This window comes from Deinococcus radiopugnans ATCC 19172 (genome assembly GCF_006335125.1).
GTDB classification, from domain to species: domain Bacteria; phylum Deinococcota; class Deinococci; order Deinococcales; family Deinococcaceae; genus Deinococcus; species Deinococcus radiopugnans.
On the sequence record NZ_VDMO01000007.1, the window covers coordinates 143,998 to 160,174 of the forward strand.

Annotated in this window: 15 protein-coding genes; 9 read left to right on the plus strand and 6 right to left on the minus strand. The window is 66.9% G+C overall.

Features of this window, described 5'->3' with window-relative positions:
• Positions 1-19 precede the first annotated feature (19 nt).
• The 3 genes from FHR04_RS08265 to pdxH all read left to right on the plus strand — a co-directional run bounded on the left by FHR04_RS08265 (position 20) and on the right by pdxH (position 1,994).
• Entirely contained in the window at positions 20-322 is a 303-nt protein-coding gene (locus FHR04_RS08265; protein WP_139402369.1) for a putative quinol monooxygenase, read from the plus strand.
• 59 nt (positions 323-381) lie between these two features.
• Positions 382-1,248 carry a DNA-formamidopyrimidine glycosylase gene (locus FHR04_RS08270; protein WP_139402371.1) on the plus strand — a complete coding sequence of 289 codons (867 nt, stop codon included), beginning with the start codon at positions 382-384 and terminating at the stop codon, positions 1,246-1,248.
• 101 nt (positions 1,249-1,349) lie between these two features.
• On the plus strand, positions 1,350-1,994 hold the full coding sequence (gene pdxH / locus FHR04_RS08275) for a pyridoxamine 5'-phosphate oxidase (protein ID WP_139402373.1): 645 nt from the start codon (positions 1,350-1,352) through the stop codon (positions 1,992-1,994).
• 209 nt (positions 1,995-2,203) lie between these two features.
• Here pdxH and secA read toward each other — a convergent pair whose 3' ends face one another.
• A complete protein-coding gene (secA, locus tag FHR04_RS08280) occupies positions 2,204-4,813 on the minus strand; it encodes a preprotein translocase subunit SecA (RefSeq protein WP_139402375.1) in 2,610 nt (869 codons plus the stop codon).
• A 265-nt stretch (positions 4,814-5,078) separates the two neighbouring features.
• On the opposite strand from secA, the gene FHR04_RS08285 reads away from it, so the two are divergent.
• The gene (locus tag FHR04_RS08285) at positions 5,079-5,294 is read left to right on the plus strand and encodes a hypothetical protein (protein WP_039684913.1); all 216 of its coding nucleotides are present in this window, start codon (positions 5,079-5,081) and stop codon (positions 5,292-5,294) included.
• A gap of 197 nt (positions 5,295-5,491) precedes the next feature.
• On the opposite strand, the gene FHR04_RS08290 is transcribed toward FHR04_RS08285, so the two are convergent.
• The 3 genes from FHR04_RS08290 to FHR04_RS08300 all read right to left on the minus strand — a co-directional run bounded on the left by FHR04_RS08290 (position 5,492) and on the right by FHR04_RS08300 (position 8,611).
• On the minus strand, positions 5,492-6,301 hold the full coding sequence (locus FHR04_RS08290) for a GNAT family N-acetyltransferase (RefSeq protein ID WP_139402377.1): 810 nt from the start codon (positions 6,299-6,301) through the stop codon (positions 5,492-5,494).
• Between the two features lie 59 nt (positions 6,302-6,360).
• A complete protein-coding gene (locus FHR04_RS08295) occupies positions 6,361-7,713 on the minus strand; it encodes a M28 family metallopeptidase (RefSeq protein WP_139402379.1) in 1,353 nt (450 codons plus the stop codon).
• Positions 7,714-7,792: 79 nt separating this feature from the next.
• Positions 7,793-8,611 (minus strand): hypothetical protein, encoded by an 819-nt coding sequence (locus FHR04_RS08300; protein ID WP_139402381.1) that lies wholly within the window; start codon positions 8,609-8,611, stop codon positions 7,793-7,795.
• A gap of 273 nt (positions 8,612-8,884) precedes the next feature.
• On the opposite strand from FHR04_RS08300, the gene lepA reads away from it, so the two are divergent.
• Positions 8,885-10,708, plus strand: coding sequence for a translation elongation factor 4 (lepA, locus tag FHR04_RS08305; protein ID WP_139402383.1), 1,824 nt, complete (start codon positions 8,885-8,887; stop codon positions 10,706-10,708).
• Between the two features lie 64 nt (positions 10,709-10,772).
• Here the strand turns inward: lepA and FHR04_RS08310 are convergent, their stop codons facing one another.
• Both FHR04_RS08310 and FHR04_RS08315 read right to left on the minus strand, forming a co-directional pair.
• Positions 10,773-11,642, minus strand: coding sequence for a hypothetical protein (locus tag FHR04_RS08310; RefSeq protein WP_139402385.1), 870 nt, complete (start codon positions 11,640-11,642; stop codon positions 10,773-10,775).
• Positions 11,643-11,697: 55 nt separating this feature from the next.
• Positions 11,698-12,582: a fructosamine kinase family protein gene (locus FHR04_RS08315; protein ID WP_139402387.1), complete on the minus strand. Its 885-nt coding sequence runs from the start codon at positions 12,580-12,582 to the stop codon at positions 11,698-11,700.
• A gap of 163 nt (positions 12,583-12,745) precedes the next feature.
• Here FHR04_RS08315 and FHR04_RS08320 point away from each other — a divergent pair, with 163 nt between their 5' ends.
• The 4 genes from FHR04_RS08320 (at position 12,746) to FHR04_RS08335 (ending at position 16,169) form a co-directional block, all read left to right on the plus strand.
• Positions 12,746-14,227, plus strand: coding sequence for a hypothetical protein (locus tag FHR04_RS08320; RefSeq protein WP_139402389.1), 1,482 nt, complete (start codon positions 12,746-12,748; stop codon positions 14,225-14,227).
• 45 nt (positions 14,228-14,272) lie between these two features.
• Positions 14,273-14,695 (plus strand): VOC family protein, encoded by a 423-nt coding sequence (locus FHR04_RS08325; protein WP_139402391.1) that lies wholly within the window; start codon positions 14,273-14,275, stop codon positions 14,693-14,695.
• Positions 14,692-15,093, plus strand: coding sequence for a VanZ family protein (locus FHR04_RS08330; protein ID WP_375782572.1), 402 nt, complete (start codon positions 14,692-14,694; stop codon positions 15,091-15,093). Before FHR04_RS08325 ends, FHR04_RS08330 begins: the two co-directional genes overlap by 4 nt.
• A gap of 128 nt (positions 15,094-15,221) precedes the next feature.
• Positions 15,222-16,169 (plus strand): AAA family ATPase, encoded by a 948-nt coding sequence (locus tag FHR04_RS08335; RefSeq protein WP_375782574.1) that lies wholly within the window; start codon positions 15,222-15,224, stop codon positions 16,167-16,169.
• Positions 16,170-16,177 lie beyond the last annotated feature (8 nt).

Here is a 16,177-nt window from a genome sequence, read left to right on the forward strand (position 1 = left end):
CTTTGAGCGACAATGGCCCATGCCTGCCATTGCCGTTCATGCCGTGATCACCCCCAGACCCGAACACGTCGAGGCCGTGCTGACCGAGATGCGGGGCATGGTGCAGCACAGCCGCCAGGAACCCGGCTGCCTGCGCTATGACCTGCTGCGTCAGGACGACGGCGGCACCGTGCGCCTGCACGTGCAGGAGCGGTACCGCGACATGGCCGCCGTGCAGGCTCACCGTGACTCGGCGCACTACCAGGCGTACCGGGCCAAAGCCGGAGACTGGTTCCAGGCGGCCCCGGTGGTGACCGTGCTGGAAGAGGTGGACGTGGCCTGAGGCTGTCCCGGAGCCTTCGCTACCTTCGCCCGGCGGCCCCACCGCTATGCTTGACCCCTATGCCTGAGCTGCCGGAAGTCGAGACCACGCGCCGCAAGATCGAGCCGCTGCTGCGCGGGCGCGTCATCGCCAACGTCGAACACGACGCGCCGCACAAGTACCGCGACACCCATCTGGCGGTGGGACGGCGGGTCACGGGGCTGTCCCGGCGCGGCAAGTACCTGATGCTGCAACTGGCGGCGGCGGACGCGGCGGAGGCTGACCCCCACGATCTGGAATTCATCGTCCACCTGGGCATGACTGGGGGCTTTCGCCTGGAACGCGGAGGGCACACCCGCGTGACCCTGACCCTGGAGCCGGACGACGGCGGGGACGGCCAGCAACTGTTCTTCAACGATCCGCGCCGTTTCGGCAAGATGGCGGTGGTGCGTCCTGGCGACTACGCGGGCATGCCCACCCTGGCCGCGATGGGGCCGGAGCCGCTCTCCGACGACTTTGGCGAGGCCGACTTCGTGCGGCTGGCCCGTGAGGCGGGCGCGGTCAAGCCGTGGCTGCTCTCGCAGAAGCCGGTCAGCGGCGTGGGCAACATCTACGCCGACGAGAGCCTGTGGCAGGCCCAGATTCACCCGGCCCAGACCCGCCTGACCACCGCAGAGGGGAAACGCCTCTACGCGGCCATCCGCGAGGTTATGGCAAAGGCCGTGGAGGCAGGCGGCAGCAGCCTGGGCAGCGGCGTGGGCAATTATCGCCAGCACGACGGCATCTCGGGGCTGTTCCAGCACGAGCACCACGTCTACGGCAAGGACGGGCAGCCCTGCCCTCGCTGCGGCACGGACATTGCCAAGACCGTGCTGGCGCAGCGGGGAACGCATTTTTGCCCGAAGTGTCAGGTGCTCAGGGAGCGGTCTAAAGGTCAAACCGTCTAACGGTCTAACCGCAAAAAGATTATGTCCTACGTAGTTTTCAGCGGTCAGACGTTTAGACTTTCGACGGTTTGACGCGCCGCAGGCGCACCCCAGGAGCTTCCATGACCGATCTCACTTCCCTGCGAATTTCCTACACCCGCGACGCGCTGCGGCGGGCAGACCTGCAAGATGATCCGCTGGCCCAGTTTCAGGGCTGGTTTGCCGAGGCGCAGCGGGCCGGGTTGCCCGAACCCTACGCCCTGTCCCTGGCGACGGCGGACGCTTCGGGGCGGCCGGGCGTCCGCACGGTGCTGCTGCGCGGCGCGGATGAGCGCGGGCTGACCTTTTACACCAATTTCGAGTCCCACAAGGGCCATGACCTGAGCGCCAACCCGCAGGCGGAACTGCTGTTCTACTGGGCCGAACTGGAGCGGCAGGTGCGGGCCTACGGTTCCATCACCCGCGTGCCGGATGCCGAGGCCGACGACTACTTCCACGTGCGCCCGCGCGACAGTCAACTGGCCGCCCACGCCAGCGATCCGCAGAGCGCGCCGATTGAGAACCGTGAAGCGCTGGAGGCCAAATTTGCCGCCCTGCACGAACGCTTTCCCGAAGGCCAGCCGGTGCCCCGCCCGGAGTTCTGGGGCGGCTACCGCGTGACCGTGCAGGAATGGGAATTCTGGCAGGGCCGCCCCAACCGCATGCATGACCGCTTCCGCTACACGCGGCAGGACGGGGGCTGGAAGATTGAGCGCCTGATGCCGTGACGCCTTCGGCGTGGTCTAAAGGTCTAACCGAAAAAAGAATTGCTGCAACGTGATTCGCTGACCCCTCTCCCCCTGTGGAAGAGGGGCCTGGCGAAGCAAGAGGGTGGGGGGCCACCCAGCACCCTCGAAGCCCACCAAGACCCTTCCAAAAAAGCGGCGCGGGACGCAGCTCTACACCGCCTCCCGCGCACCGCATCCTGCTTCCCGCTTTACCCCGTCTGCCCGAACTGCATCCGGAACACGAACTTGGTCACGTCCGTCTTGAGGTTGTCGATCATGTCGTTGAACATGTTGGTGGCCTCGAACTTGTACTCGGTGAAGGGATCGCGCTGGCCGTAGCCGCGCAGGCCGATGCCCTGCCTCAGCACGTCCATGCCGTGCAGGTGCTCCTTCCAGTGCTGATCCACCGTCTGCAGCAGCACGTAGCGGGCCAAGCTGTTGAGCATGGTGGGGCTCAGCTCGTCCTTGCGGGCGTCGAAGCTGTCGGCCACCGCGCTCAGCATGGTGTTCTGGGCGTCGGCGGGCGACATGCCGCGTAAGGATTCGAAGTCGAAGCCTTCCAGCTGCGGCACGGCGTCCAGAATGGCAGCCTGGAGGCCCTCAATGTCCCAGGTGTCGGCGTTGGCCTCGATGGGCAGGTAGGTGGCGAGCTGCATGTCCACGAAGTCGGCGATCATGCCCTCGGTGGACTCCTCGACGGCCTCGTCCGGCCCCAGCAGCACCTCGCGGCGCTGGGCGTACACGGTGTCGCGCTGCTTGCTCATCACGTTGTCGAATTCCAGCAGCTGCTTGCGCGTGCTGAAATTGCGGTCTTCCACGCGGGCCTGCGCCTTTTCGATGGCCCCCGTGACCATCTTGGCCTCGATGGGCTGGGTGTCGTCCATGCCCAGGCGATCCATCATGGCGACGACGCGCTCGTTGGCGAACAGGCGCATCAGGTCGTCCTCGAACGACACGTAGAAGCGGCTGCTGCCGGGATCGCCCTGCCGCCCGGCGCGGCCGCGCAACTGGTTGTCGATGCGGCGCGACTCGTGGCGCTCGGTGCCGATAATGTGCAGGCCGCCCAGCTGCTGCACGCGCTCGTGGTCCGCCACCGTTTCCGAGTGAAGCTGCTGGGCCTGCCGGATAAAGTCCTCGGTCATGCCGGGAATTCGCATGCCGATTTCCACCGTCTGGGGGTCCTGACGGCTCAGGGCGGTGATGAACGCCTCGACTTCCGGCACGTAGCGGTTCAGTCCCAGGCTCTGCTCGATGCTGGCCCCGATGATCGACTCGGCGTCGCCGCCCAGCTTGATGTCGGTGCCGCGCCCGGCCATGTTGGTGGCAATCGTGACGGTCCCGCTGCGCCCGGCCTGCGCGATGATGCTGGCCTCCTGGGCCTCGAACTTGGCGTTCAGCACCGAATGTTTGACCCCCGCCGCCGTCAGCAGTTCGCTGAGCTGCTCGCTGGTCACGATCGAGGCGGTGCCGATCAGCACCGGGCGGCCCGTGGCGTGCATTTCCTTGACCTCTTCCACCACCGCGTTGTACTTGCCCAGCTTGCTGCGGTACACCAGATCCTCGGCGTCCTTGCGGATCACGTCACGGTTGGTGGGGATCACCAGCACGTCGGAGCCGTAGATGTCCAGGAATTCCTTTTCCTCGGTCTTGGCGGTGCCGGTCATGCCGGAAAATTTGTTGTACAGGCGGAAGAAATTCTGGTAGGTAATCGTGGCCAGCGTCTGGTTCTCGTTCTCGATCTTGACGCCTTCCTTGGCCTCGATGGCCTGGTGCAGCCCCTCGCCGTAGCGGCGGCCCGGCATGCTGCGCCCGGTGAACTCGTCGATGATGATGACCTCGCCCTCGGCGTTGACGATGTAATCCTTCTCGCGGTGGTACAGCTCATGGGCGCGCACCGCCTGGGTGATCATGTGCGCCTTGTCCATGTTCTCGGGGCTGAACAGGTCGGGGATGCTCAGCAACCGCTCGATCTTGGCGATGCCGCTCTCGTTCATGTGAACCTGCTTGGTCTTCTCGTCGATGGTGTAGTCGCCCGTCGCCTCGGCACGCTCGCCGGGCACGGCCGGTTCACCCTTCTGCAGGCGGCGGATCAGCTTGGCGTAGACGTAATACAGGTCGGTGGCCTTCTCGGCGGCCCCCGAGATGATCAGCGGCGTGCGGGCCTCGTCGATCAGGATCGAGTCCACCTCGTCCACGATGGCGAAGTTCAGCGGGTGTTCGGCGCGCAGCGACAGCGCCTCGCGGCTCTGGGCCATGTTGTCGCGCAGGTAGTCGAAGCCCAGTTCGCTGTTGGTGACGTAGGTGATGTCGCAGGCGTAGGCGGCCTGCTTCTGGGCGGGCTGCAGCTCACGGCTCGCCAGCCCCACGGTCAGGCCCAGGGTGCGGTACAGCAGGCCCATCTCGTCGGCACCGACGCGCGCCAGGTAATCGTTGACCGTGACCAGGTGGCAGCCGCGCCCCTCCAGCGCGTTCAGCGCCAGCGCCAGCGTAGCCACCAGCGTCTTGCCCTCGCCGGTGCGCATCTCGGCGATGCGGCCCTTGTGCAGCGCGTAGCCGCCGATCAACTGCACGTCGTAGTGGCGCTTGCCGATGGAGCGGCGTCCGGCCTCGCGGATCAGGGCGAAGGCGGGCACCACCACGTCGTCCAGGGACTCGCCGCCCTCCTGCACCCGGCGGCGCAGCTCACTGAAGGCGGCGGCGAGGTCTTCCACCCCCATCATCTCTTCTTCCAGCGCGTTGACCGGCTGCACGATGGTTTTCACGATCTGCTGCACGTCGCGTTGGTTGTTATCGAATAGTTTATTGAGGACACGGAACATGACGAGCAAGTATACCGCCCCGAGACTGACCGTGAGCTCACAAGTTCACAGAAGGGCGCGTAAGCAACCTGAGCGCGGCAGACTCACGGTTCAGGGGTGATGCTGCCGGGCGGCGGGGGCCGGGTAAACCTCCTCTAAAGGCCGCGCTCTCCGCCTCTGTCGGCCACCATGCAAAGCTGTCGGGTGAAGTCGGTCACAGTGGGCTCAGGCATGGGGCCGCCGCTGTGGGTTCGGCGCAGCCCCCACCATCCAGGAGGGAACACGTATGTCCAACCGCAGCATTTCCAACTTTCTGACCATCGCGGGCCTGTCGTCCATTCTGGCCTCCATCGCCATCTGGGCCACCCAGGGCGGCACCGACAAGACCCACGAGGAAAAGTCGCACGGCGAGCGCTTCGGCATCTTTGTGGGCTTGTGGGCGCCCACCTTCTTCGTGCTGGCGAACAAGTACAACGAAGCCGCCGTGCAGGAAGGCGAGTAAACGCTCACCCGATGGGCTGAGCCGCTGGACGTCAGCCCACACGTTCACTTGAGGCCCGCCAGATGCAGCTCCGTCTGTTGGCGGGCCTCATCCTATGGGTCAGGGGTTCATGCCCCTCCGGGAAACAGGCAGGGAACAGATGGCCCCGAGTGTGCTGGGACTGGCCACGCTCCGCCCCGCCCGGCAGCCGGAGCGGTTCAGGCCAGTGCCGGGCGCCGCTGGAAACCCAGTTGAATCTCGGTGGGGCGAAAGCCGACGCGTTCGTACAGGTGCTGGGCGTGGTAACCGGGATCGGCCACGATGACCAGCGTGCGCGTGCCCAGCGTCTGTCTCGCCCACTCGCCTGCCGTGTGCACCAGCGTGCCGGCCAGCCCGCGTGACCGGGCCTCCGGGTGTGTTTCCACGCTCTGATACCGGGCCACGCCCTGCCCGGCGTCAAATATGCCCAGCCCTGAGAGCATCCTTCCCGAGTCGTCGAAAGCCCCCCAGACCGCGCCCCGTCCGGCAGCCTGCGCGGCGCGGTAGGCGGCCAGTTTGCGGGTGGCGAAATCGCGGTAGCTGTCGTGTGCCAGCGGCGCGGGATCGGCGGCGTTGACGGCCAGCCGCAGGGTCAGGGCGGCCTCCCAGTCGGCGTCGCCCTCCAGTGGGCGCAGGTGGGCATCGTGGTTGAGGCGGCGCGGCGGTACGGTTTGCGTGGTGGTCAGCACGGTGTCCCGGTGAACCTCGAAGCCCGCCGCCTCGAACGCCTCGGCATTTCCTGCTTCGCCGTCCGCCGTATCTACCCCAAAGGCGCGGTGCGTGGCGCCGGGAAACTCGGCCTCGAACGCCGCAAGCCACCGTTCCAGATCGCCCGATGCGGGCGGACGCGGCATCAGCAGGAAGTTGCCCCACCAGAACGTCGGGTTGTTCGGCGAGCGGATCACGGTGCGTTGGGGCGTGCGCGAGATAGCCGCGCCCTCCTGACGGCGCAGCGCCAGATCGGTGTGGTAGGCCAGGGAGGGGGACATGCCGCGAGGCTAGCGCCAGTCGCCGCCCCAGGGCCATCGGCCGGACGGCCTAGCGCCGGTCAGTTGCGGCAATCCCGCCCGGTGATGCCGCAGGGCTCGCGTGGGGTCCACGGAGCGTCCAGCACGCGCTCTGCCAACTGCATGGCGAAGTCGGCGGTGTCCTGCACCAGCGCCGGATCGAGCGTCCGGTCGCCGGGGGCATGGTAGTGGTCGTCCAGCCCCCGGTGAAAGAAGACGCCGCGGACACCCCAGCGCAGGAATGAAACATGGTCGCTGCTGCCCCCCAGCTCACGGGTGCGCCCGAAGGTCTCGCGGCTGGGCAGCGGATCGTCCTCGAACACGCGCACGCCGGGCCGCAGTTGGCGGGCCAGCGCCAGCACTTCGGCGTTGCCCGCCAGACCCAGCGGCTCGGCGGCCACCCCCACCATGTCGAGGTTGAACATGGCGCGGGTCTCGCGGATGGGGTAGGCCGGGTCACGCGCGAAGGCGCGGCTGCCGTACAGCCCGTCTTCCTCGGCGTCGAACAGCACGAACCAGGCCTGTTCTGCCAGCGGCAGGGTGGCCGCCCGACGTGCCGTCGCCAAAACGGCCAGCACGCCGCTGGCGTTGTCGTTGGCCCCTGGCGAGCCGTTCACGCTGTCCAGATGCGCCCCGAAGACGATCTGTGGCGCGGCGTTCACACGGGCGGCAATCAGGTTGTGGCCGGTGACGCGGCGAAACTCGACGCTGGAGGTGACGGTGGCCGTCTGTCCGGCCCGCGCCAGCACCCGCTTTCCGTCCGCAGCGCTGAGCTGCACGATGGGCAGGGGGGTGGCGGGCACCCGCTGCACCTGCAGGGTGTCGCAGTCCTGGACCAGCACCAGACCCAGTGCCCCGGCTCTCAGGGCCCGGTCCACCAGATCGCTCCAGGTCACGTCGTCTCCGGCCCAGCCGGTGCAGGTGGCCAGCGCGATCTGAGCGCGCAGGCCCAGCGCCTCCATGCGCTCGGTGGACGTCCCCGCAGGAACGCGCACCAGACGGCCGGTCTGCTCGCCGCCGCCCGCCCCGTACAGGGCGGCGGCGGGGACCACCAGCTGGCCAACCTGCACGGTGCCGCCTCCATCGAAAGGGCGATCCAGCGTCACGGGTTGCCGGGTCACGCGGTAGCCCAGGGCGTTGAACTGTGCGGTCAGCCACTCGGCTGCAGCGTCATGGGGGGGCGTGCCCACGGGGCGTGGGCCGAAGCCTTGCAGGGTGGCCCAGTCCTGCGTCACGGTGCGCGCCGTGGCCGCCGGCTGCGCTGCCGGGTTGCGGGGTCGGGTCACGGCCCACCACCCTCCGCCGATCAGCAGGGCGGCCAGCGACAGCAACAGCGCCCACTTCCACGGCGGCGCGGCAGGTTTGGTGGGCAGGCGGCGACGTCGGGCGTACATATGGGCAAAATACGAGAGCGGAACTACGGAAGTTTCCCCTGGAGATACAAACGGTCGGCCCCTGAAATCGGGTAGAAATCTAATCGTCGTTGGAATTTCGAGGCGTCAGCGGGGTGGCAGGAGCGACGCTGACCCGAAGTTGCAGGTCTGGCAGATAGAGCCGGACGTACCGCAGCAGCGCCCCGATAAAAAGCGTGACGCCGAGCATTTCCATCCCTTCTTCGATAACAATCAAACCTTGATTCAAGAAGTTCTGTGTTCCCGCATTACTTACGACTTTTGCTTCGAGAACTTCCATTCCTAAAGCACCCACTATATAAATCGCTCCAGCCAAGATGATACGGTTTCGGATCGTGGCTGGAAGCTGCCGCATAAACTGCAGGAATGCTAAACCCACAACCAGAGTCAGGGTGCCGTAAGGTATCACCCACGCATAAAACAGAATGCCGTCTGTTTTCACTATACTATTCACAATATTCGCGGTACGCTCATGTAGACCAGCTGCCTCGTCTAGGGCCAAGAAGCCAAAGATGAGTGTCAATGCCCTCCAGGCTGAAGCGTCAGCACTTTTGATTTGTCTTCTAGCCCCGGAGATGACGCCTAAGATTAGGGTAGCTAACATCAGAAGCAGGGCCGAAAAAGCGGCTGGAATATTGCTTTCGCCATTTAGATTGAAAAGCCCCCAAAACATATCCCGTCCTAAAAACTTTGGTAGGTAAAGCATGCTCATCTGAAATATAAATCCCATCAAAATCAGAAAAACAGAGACGCTTAACAATGTGCCAATTACACGACGCTCACACAGTATCCAGTTTAATGAGGCCGGAGAAGATGCATTATCAGTATACCTACGAATTTTCCCGGCCTGCATCTCTCGAGTAGTCGGATTTTCAATCATGCGGCGCCTCTTTTTCAGAATGTCTTTCTGACATTTAATTGGACAAGAATCATAAAAAATAAGATTCTTGAATGAATGGCGGAAAACGCTCCCAGAGAAACACCAATCGTATGTGAGATAGTCAACACCGTACCACCCACCGTAAGACAGAGTTGTGCTCACAGATTATTATTCCTTCATGAGCCAGCAATAGCGGGGGCTTCCCGCAGCCAGAGCCTGCCCTGTGCCCCCTGCCGCTGTCATTTGCGCCGCGCCCGGCTACACTGCAGGGTGATGAGTGCCAGGCCCCCCGCAGCAACCCGTAATTTTTCGATCATCGCCCATGTGGATCACGGCAAATCCACGCTGGCCGACCGCATTTTGGAGCGGCTGGGCGCGATGGGGGAGCGCGACAAGCGCGACCAGACCCTGGACACGCTGGAGCTGGAGCGCGAGCGCGGCATCACCATCAAGTCCACCCCGATCCGGCTGGAATACACCCGTCCCCTGCTCGAGGATGGTACGGGCGGCGAAACCTACGTGCTGAACCTGATCGACACTCCCGGCCACGTGGATTTCAACTACGAGGTCTCCCGCTCCCTGGCCGCCTGCGAGGGCGTGCTGCTGCTGGTGGACGCCTCGCAGGGCGTGGAGGCCCAGACCATCGTCAACGCGTACCTCGCCATCGACAACAACCTGGAAATCGTGCCGGTGATCAACAAGATCGACCTGCCCGCCGCCGATCCGGAAGGTGCTGCGAAAGAGCTGGAAGAGGTTATCGGCATTCCAGCGGGAGACGCTGTGTTCGCCTCGGCCAAGGCGGGCATCGGCATCGACGAGATTCTGGAAGCGGTGGTGGCGCGCATTCCGCCGCCGCCCGGCGATCCCGAGGCCCCGCTCAAGGCCCTGATCTTCGACTCGTTCTTCGATGCCTACCAGGGGGTGATCCTGTTCGTGCGCGTGCTGGAAGGCCGCATCAGCGCCAAGGACCAGATCACGCTAATGAACGCGGGCAAGTCCTTCGACGTGGACAAGGTGGGCACCTTCACGCCGGGACTGGTGGTGGGCGAGGAACTTCAGGCCGGGGCCGTGGGCTGGGTGGCCGCAGGCATCAAGGACATTCAGGACGCGCAGGTGGGCGACACCCTGACCGGCCGGGACCGCCGGACGCCCGAGGCCTTCCCCGGCTTCAAGCCCGCGCAGCCGGTGGTGTTCTCGGGCCTGTACCCCACCGACACCGAGGACTACCGCAAATTGCGCGACGCGCTGGAAAAGCTCAAACTCAACGACGCGGCCTTTTCCTTCGATCCTGAAACGTCCGAGGCGCTGGGCTTCGGCTTCCGCTGCGGGTTCCTGGGCCTGCTGCACGCCGAGATCATTCAAGAACGCCTGGAACGCGAGTACGATCTCGACCTCATCGCCACCGCGCCTGCCGTGGTGTACCGCGTCACCCTGACCAACGGCGACGTGTTCGAGACCCAGAACCCGGCAGAGTTTCCCACCCGTGACCGGATCACGACGGTGGAGGAACCGTACATCAAGCTCTCGGTGATGCTGCCCGAGGATTACGTGGGGGCGGTGATGGGCCTGTTGCAGGAGCGGCGCGGCTCGATGGTGACCATGAACTACCTGGGCAAACGCGTGGAGCTGGTGTACGAGGTGCCCTTCGCCGAGATCCTGTACGACTTCCACGACCGCCTCAAGAGCATCTCGCGCGGCTACGCCAGCATGGATTACGAGCAGCTGGGCTACCGCGAGGGCGACCTGCGCAAGGTGGACATTCTGGTCAACAACGAGGTCATCGACGCGCTGGCCGTGATCGTCCACGAGAGCCGGGCCTACGCGCTGGGGCGCAAGATCGTGGACAAGATGGCCGAAGTCATTCCGCGCCAGATGTTCCCGGTGCCGGTGCAGGCCACCATCGGCGCCAAGATCATCGCCCGCGCCACCGTCAAGGCGTACCGCAAGGACGTGCTGGCCAAGTGCTACGGCGGCGACATCTCGCGCAAGAAGAAGCTGCTGAACAAGCAGAAGAAGGGCCGCGCCCGCATGAAGCAGATCGGCACGGTGGAGGTGCCGCAGGAGGCCTTCCTGGCGGTGCTGAGCACCGACGAGTAGCGCTGAACCGCCGGTCACGGCTCAACCCCCAGACGCCAGGCCCAGGTGCTGGCGTTTGTGCTGCCTACACCCCGCACCCCGTTTCCAGCGGTGTGGCCGTCAGCCCTCTGGCGGGCGTCCACTCGTTGACGGTGTAGGACGAGCCCTCGTAGTACGCGCCGTACAGGATCAGTTCCATGCGTCCGTCGCCGTTCAGGTCGGCGATGCCCGCGAGGCGGGACAGGGTGGCCAGCGGGCGCGTCTCCATGCTGTCATTCGCCTTCACAGGCGTCTGCGGCGCGACGTCCGCGCCCAGCGTCACGGTCAGCACCTGCCCGCGTACCACGTGCCGCAGCAGCACGATGCTGTAGTCGCCCGGCTGGCCGATGGGCGGGGGGAAGATGCCCTCCCGACCGGCATAGGAGGTGGCCTCAATAATCACTTCCTGCGTACCGTCGCCGTCGAGGTCGCTGCGGGTCAGGCCCACAACCTGCACATTGGGATTCTTCAGGCCGCGCCGCAGCAGTTCCGTGCGGACGATCTGCCGGTAGGTCTCGTTGCCGACCGGCAGCGCGGTGACGGGCCGGGGCCGGGCGTTCAGGGCCGCCGCGGTGAACAGTTGAAACTGACCCGAGGTCCGCGCGGGGTTGACCGGCACGGCGGAGGCATCCGCGCACGGCTCCCCGAAAGATGCGGGTCTGCCGCCTACGACGGCGACGGCAGGGCCGCCCAGACTGCGGCGCAGGTATTTTTCCTTTCCCTTCAGGTTTGGCAGCGTTCCGGCCACCGTCCGCCAGCGCCCGCCCGCCGCCGCGCCCAGCAGCTGCGGCGTGTCGTCGCCCGGCGCCTGGACCAGCACCGGGAAAAAGCCGCTGGGCGCAGCGGCCTGACCTCCCGCGCCGGTGGCCACCAGCGCGCCGCCCAGCAGCAGGGTCCGCAGGAAAGAACGCATCATGCTTCAGCGTATCCCTCTGGGGCCAAGGGCGGAAAGCGCGGCGTGTCCCGGAAGCTCAGAGCTGCAACGCGGCGTCCAGCGCGGCGCGGGTGCGGCCCAGGTAGCCGCTGCCGAACATGTTGACGTGGGCCAGCAGCGGATACAGGTTCCATAGGTCGGTGCGCCGTTGCCAGCCGGGGGCCAGCGGAAAGGCCTCGGCGTAGGCGTCGAAGACCCGCTCGGCCACCCCGCCGAACAGCGTCATGGCGGCCAGATCAACTTCACGGTGGCTGTGGGCGGCGGCCGGGTCGATCAGGGCTGGCCCCGCCGAGGTGTACAGCAGGTTGCCGTGCCACAGGTCTCCATGCACCAGGCTGGGCGGCTCTGGCGGAATCAGCCTGGGCAGCCGTACCCTCAGCGCCTCGAACCTGTCCGCATCGGCCTCCGACAGGTGTTCAGCGGCCAGCCGCACCTGGGGCCGCAGGCGGGCCTCCCAGAAGAAGTCGGCGGCACTCTGGGCCGGCGGATTGAACTGCGGCAGCGCCCCGAAATAGTTGTCGGCCGTGCCCCCGAAGCCAGGCACCGTGACGCTGTGCAGGGCGGCCAGCCCCCGGCCCAGCGCCTCCTGGGCCTGCGGCGTCTCGTCGCCGGGAGGCAGGTAACTCTGCAGCAGGTATTGCCAGCCGCCCGGCGCGTCGCCGTAGGCCAGCACCTCGGGCACCAGCAGGCCCGCCGGACGCCGGGACGCCGCCCCGCGCAGCCGCCCCAGCCCCTGCGCCTCCGCGAAAAACAGGTGCGGCAGGGCGCGGCGGCTGGCCTTCAGCACCACCTCGCCCTGCCCGGTCATCAGCCGGTACACGTCGTTGATGTCCCCGCCGCTCAGGGCCGTGGCCTTCAGGACGGGGCCGCCCAGATGGTGGTGCAGCAGCGGCAGCAGCACCGGCGAGATGGAACGGGACATGCCCGCAGTGTGTCACGCGCCTGCAAACCGGGCGCCCCCTTTTGGACGTGGTCCCTCCATCTAAAGGCGGACGCTTCCCGCAGTGATGAGGTATTGACTCAGATGAGTACACGCCACAACTCATCCTGATCAATTCACCGTATGTGTCGCTGGAGGTTGACCCATGGTTCAGTCCGCCGTTCAATCGTTGAAAAGTGCGCTGGAAGGGCTGCTGGGGCTGGCCCTGCCTGCCGGGATCGTGGTGGGGGCGCTGCTGCTGGCCCTGTTGCTTGTCGGGCTGCTGGACCGCGCCCGCTTGGGGGCCGGGCTGGGCTGGGCGGCCTCGCATCTCGCTGGGCTGGGCCGCTGGGCGCTGGCAGCGCTGGCCCTGGGGGCTGGGCTGCTGGCCCTGGACGTGACGCGGCGGGCGGTAGATGTCCGGCTGGGCACCCAGCACAATGCCCGCTACGCCAATGCCGCTGACCCGGACGGCGGCCAGACCGTGCAGAGCGCGCCGCGCGTGTCCCTCCTCGGGGCCACCACCTTCACCCGCAGCCTGTCCCTGCCGCCCGAGGTCTTCGCGCGCATCAACGTGCAGGGCGGCCTGGAACCGCTGCTGCCGTACTTCGGCTCTCCCGATTCCGCCGGGATCCGGGACTTTCGCGAGAACTTCGTGCGGCGCGGCAACACGCTGGTCTACACCCGTGAGGTCACCTTGCAGACCGAGCAGCCGGTCAACGTGGACACCACCGCCATCACCACGGACCTGAAATTTGTCGATCCGGCGGGGGGGCGCGGTTCGTATTACAACGCCGTCTTCAACGCGGACTACACCTTTACCAACCCGCTGACGGCGGCGGCCACCCTGCGCTTCGATTTTCCCCTGCCGGTAGGCAGCGGCACCCTCAGCAACTTCCGCCTGACGGTGGACGGCCGGGCCTTCCGCGCGGGCGATCTGACGAATGGCAGCCGGTGGGAGGGCGAGGTGGCGGCGGGGAAGACGGTCAAGGTCAACGTGACCTACCGCAATCAGGGCGCCCGGAGCTGGAGTTACGCGCTGGGCGGGCGGCGCGAGGCGGTGGGGGCGTTCGACCTGAGCGTGAATGCGGACCGTCCGGCCAAATTCGGGCGCTACACGCTGTTTCCCACCTCGCAGACACGCGGTGTGCTGGGCGGACAGCAGACGCTGAAATGGCAGCTTCAGGACGTGATCACCGCGCAGGACGTGCAGGTCATCTTTACCGGCGGCAACCTGCGTGAGACGCTGGGCAAGGTGGGCCACGCCGCGCCCGTTGCCGTGGGGCTGGCCGCAGTGCTGGTCCTGGCCTGGGCCGCCACGCGCCGCCTGCGTCTGCCGCCCCTGACGCTGGCCGCCGCATTGATCGGCCTGAGCCTGGGGCTGGTGCTGGGCGGCGTGCTGACCGCGTATCTGCCCGCCCTGCTGGCCGAGAGTCTGGGCGCCGTGGCCGGGGTGGTCCTGGGCACGCTGGCGCTGGGCCGCGCCTTCGCCCTGCCGTTGACGCTGGCGGGCGTGGTTCCGCTGGCTTTCCTGAGCGGCGGGAATGCGGGGCTGCTGTTGACGCTGCTGGCCGCACTGACGCTGGTGCTGCTGCTGCGCCCCCGACTGGGGCAGGGCGGCGGGCGTTTCAGGCGGGCCGCCTCCTGAACGCTGCCCCTCCCACCGGCCCGGCGGCTGGCGTAGGCTGAGGCGATGTCTGTCACGCAGTTGGATCATGTTGCCGTCGCCACCCCCGATCTTGACACTGGAAGCGCCCCGTATCTGGCGCTGGGCCTGCACCCCGAGGGGCCGGACGAGGACGTGGACAGCCAGGGCGTGCGGGTGCGCGCCTTTGTGGTGGGAGAAACTTTAATCGAGTTGCTGATGCCCACCCGCCCCGATAGCCCAATTGCCGCCTACCTGGACAAACGCGGGCCGGGCCTGCACCACACCGCCTACCGCGTGGCCGATCTGGACGCCGAGATGACCCGCCTGCGCGGCGAGGGCGCACGCTTCCTGGCGGACGCGCCCACGCCGGGCCGCGCCGGAACGCGGGTGGCCTTTCTGCATCCCAAATGGGGAGCGGGAACGCTGATCGAACTGGTGGAACATCCCCGCGATCCGGACTGGGTTTGACCCCTCCGGCAACGTCTTCGCGCTTCCGGGCGGTGTGGTGGCTGATCTCGCTGGGCATCATGGGGACGATCTGGTGGCTGAGCAGCAGCGCCGACACGCCGGGACCGCCGCTGGTGCATCCGCTGGACTGGATCGCCCATTTCACCGCGTACTTCGCGCTGGCCTACGCGCTAGGCCGGGCGACAGGGCGGCGGGACGTGGCGCTGCTGATCGCGGTGTGGTGGGGCGCGCTGGACGAGGTGCATCAGGCCTTCGTGCCGGGCCGCGACGCGGGCGTCACCGACTGGCTGTTCGATCTGGCCGGGGCATGGATCGGCTCGCGCTGGGCGACGCGGCGCAGGGGCGCGCGGCAGGATAGGGAAGGGGAGGCAGAGACGGTTCGGAATCAGACGTGGTGATGCTCTGAAGAACATCGTGCCACTGGGCTGGCTGAGTTGGGCTGTCGAGTTCAGAGAGGCCCTTCGATCCGCCCGTCTGCCCCGTCGCAGTTCTGTCAGACCCGGCCCGCTAGGCTGAGACCCAGATGATGCGCGCCGTGACCTCTGCCCCTCCGTCCCTCCTGCACGCGGAACCCCTGAAGGCCGCGCTGGCGCAGCTCGACGGCGTGATTCTGGGCAAGCCGGGGCAGATCCGGCTGGCGGTGGCGTGCCTGCTGGCGCGCGGACACCTGCTGATCGAGGACCAGCCGGGGGTGGGCAAGACCACGCTGGCGGGGGCGCTGGCCCGCACCTTCGGACTGGATTTCCGGCGCGTGCAGTTCACCGCCGATCTGCTGCCCGCCGACCTGACCGGGGTCAGCGTGTGGGACGCCCCCAACTCTACCTTCCGCTTTCACCAGGGACCGGTGTTCAGCGAGGTGCTGCTGGCCGACGAGATCAACCGCGCCACCCCCCGCACCCAGGGCGCGCTTCTGGAGGCGATGGAGGAGCGGCAGGTCAGCGAGGGCGGCGTGACCCGGCCCCTGCCCGATCCATTTTTCGTGATCGCCACCCAGAACCCGGCGGCCTTCGTGGGCACCTCGCCGCTGCCCGAGGCGCAACTCGACCGCTTTCTGATGACTGTGACCCTGGGCTACCCGGACCCGCGCGCCGAGCGCACCCTGCTGGAAACGGGGGGCCGCAGCCTCAGCGTGCGGGGTCTCGGGGCCGTGCTGGACGCCCCCACGTTGCTCCAGATGCAGCGCGAGGTGGACGGCATTCACGCGGCCCCTCCGCTGCTGGACTACCTGCAACTGCTGGCCCGCGCCACCCGCGAACATCCGGCGCTCTCGGTGGGCCTCAGCCCCCGCGCGTTGCTGGCCCTGCTGTCCGCCGCCCGCGCCTGGGCGTATCTGGCCGGCCGCCCGATGGCCCTGCCCGAGGACGTGCAGGCCGTGTTTCCGGCGCTGGCCGCCCACCGCCTGACCCTGCGCGGTCCGGGTGTGAGCGTGCCGGACCTGCTGGCCCGCATCCTGGCCGACACGCCGATTCCGTGAAGGGGTTC

Bases quoted from the DNA above. Each gene is read 5' to 3' on its own strand.
- FHR04_RS08315 (WP_139402387.1), bottom strand. From the start codon at position 12,582: ATGTCCCGTTCCATCTCGCCGGTGCTGCTGCCGCTGCTGCACCACCAT.
- FHR04_RS08300 (WP_139402381.1), bottom strand. From the start codon at position 8,611: ATGATTGAAAATCCGACTACTCGAGAGATGCAGGCCGGGAAAATTCGT.
- pdxH (WP_139402373.1), top strand. From the start codon at position 1,350: ATGACCGATCTCACTTCCCTGCGAATTTCCTACACCCGCGACGCGCTG.
- FHR04_RS08270 (WP_139402371.1), top strand. From the start codon at position 382: ATGCCTGAGCTGCCGGAAGTCGAGACCACGCGCCGCAAGATCGAGCCG.
- secA (WP_139402375.1), bottom strand. From the start codon at position 4,813: ATGTTCCGTGTCCTCAATAAACTATTCGATAACAACCAACGCGACGTG.
- FHR04_RS08265 (WP_139402369.1), top strand. From the start codon at position 20: ATGCCTGCCATTGCCGTTCATGCCGTGATCACCCCCAGACCCGAACAC.
- lepA (WP_139402383.1), top strand. From the start codon at position 8,885: ATGAGTGCCAGGCCCCCCGCAGCAACCCGTAATTTTTCGATCATCGCC.
- FHR04_RS08285 (WP_039684913.1), top strand. From the start codon at position 5,079: ATGTCCAACCGCAGCATTTCCAACTTTCTGACCATCGCGGGCCTGTCG.
- FHR04_RS08320 (WP_139402389.1), top strand. From the start codon at position 12,746: ATGGTTCAGTCCGCCGTTCAATCGTTGAAAAGTGCGCTGGAAGGGCTG.
- FHR04_RS08290 (WP_139402377.1), bottom strand. From the start codon at position 6,301: ATGTCCCCCTCCCTGGCCTACCACACCGATCTGGCGCTGCGCCGTCAG.
- FHR04_RS08335 (WP_375782574.1), top strand. From the start codon at position 15,222: ATGCGCGCCGTGACCTCTGCCCCTCCGTCCCTCCTGCACGCGGAACCC.
- FHR04_RS08310 (WP_139402385.1), bottom strand. From the start codon at position 11,642: ATGATGCGTTCTTTCCTGCGGACCCTGCTGCTGGGCGGCGCGCTGGTG.
- FHR04_RS08325 (WP_139402391.1), top strand. From the start codon at position 14,273: ATGTCTGTCACGCAGTTGGATCATGTTGCCGTCGCCACCCCCGATCTT.
- FHR04_RS08295 (WP_139402379.1), bottom strand. From the start codon at position 7,713: ATGTACGCCCGACGTCGCCGCCTGCCCACCAAACCTGCCGCGCCGCCG.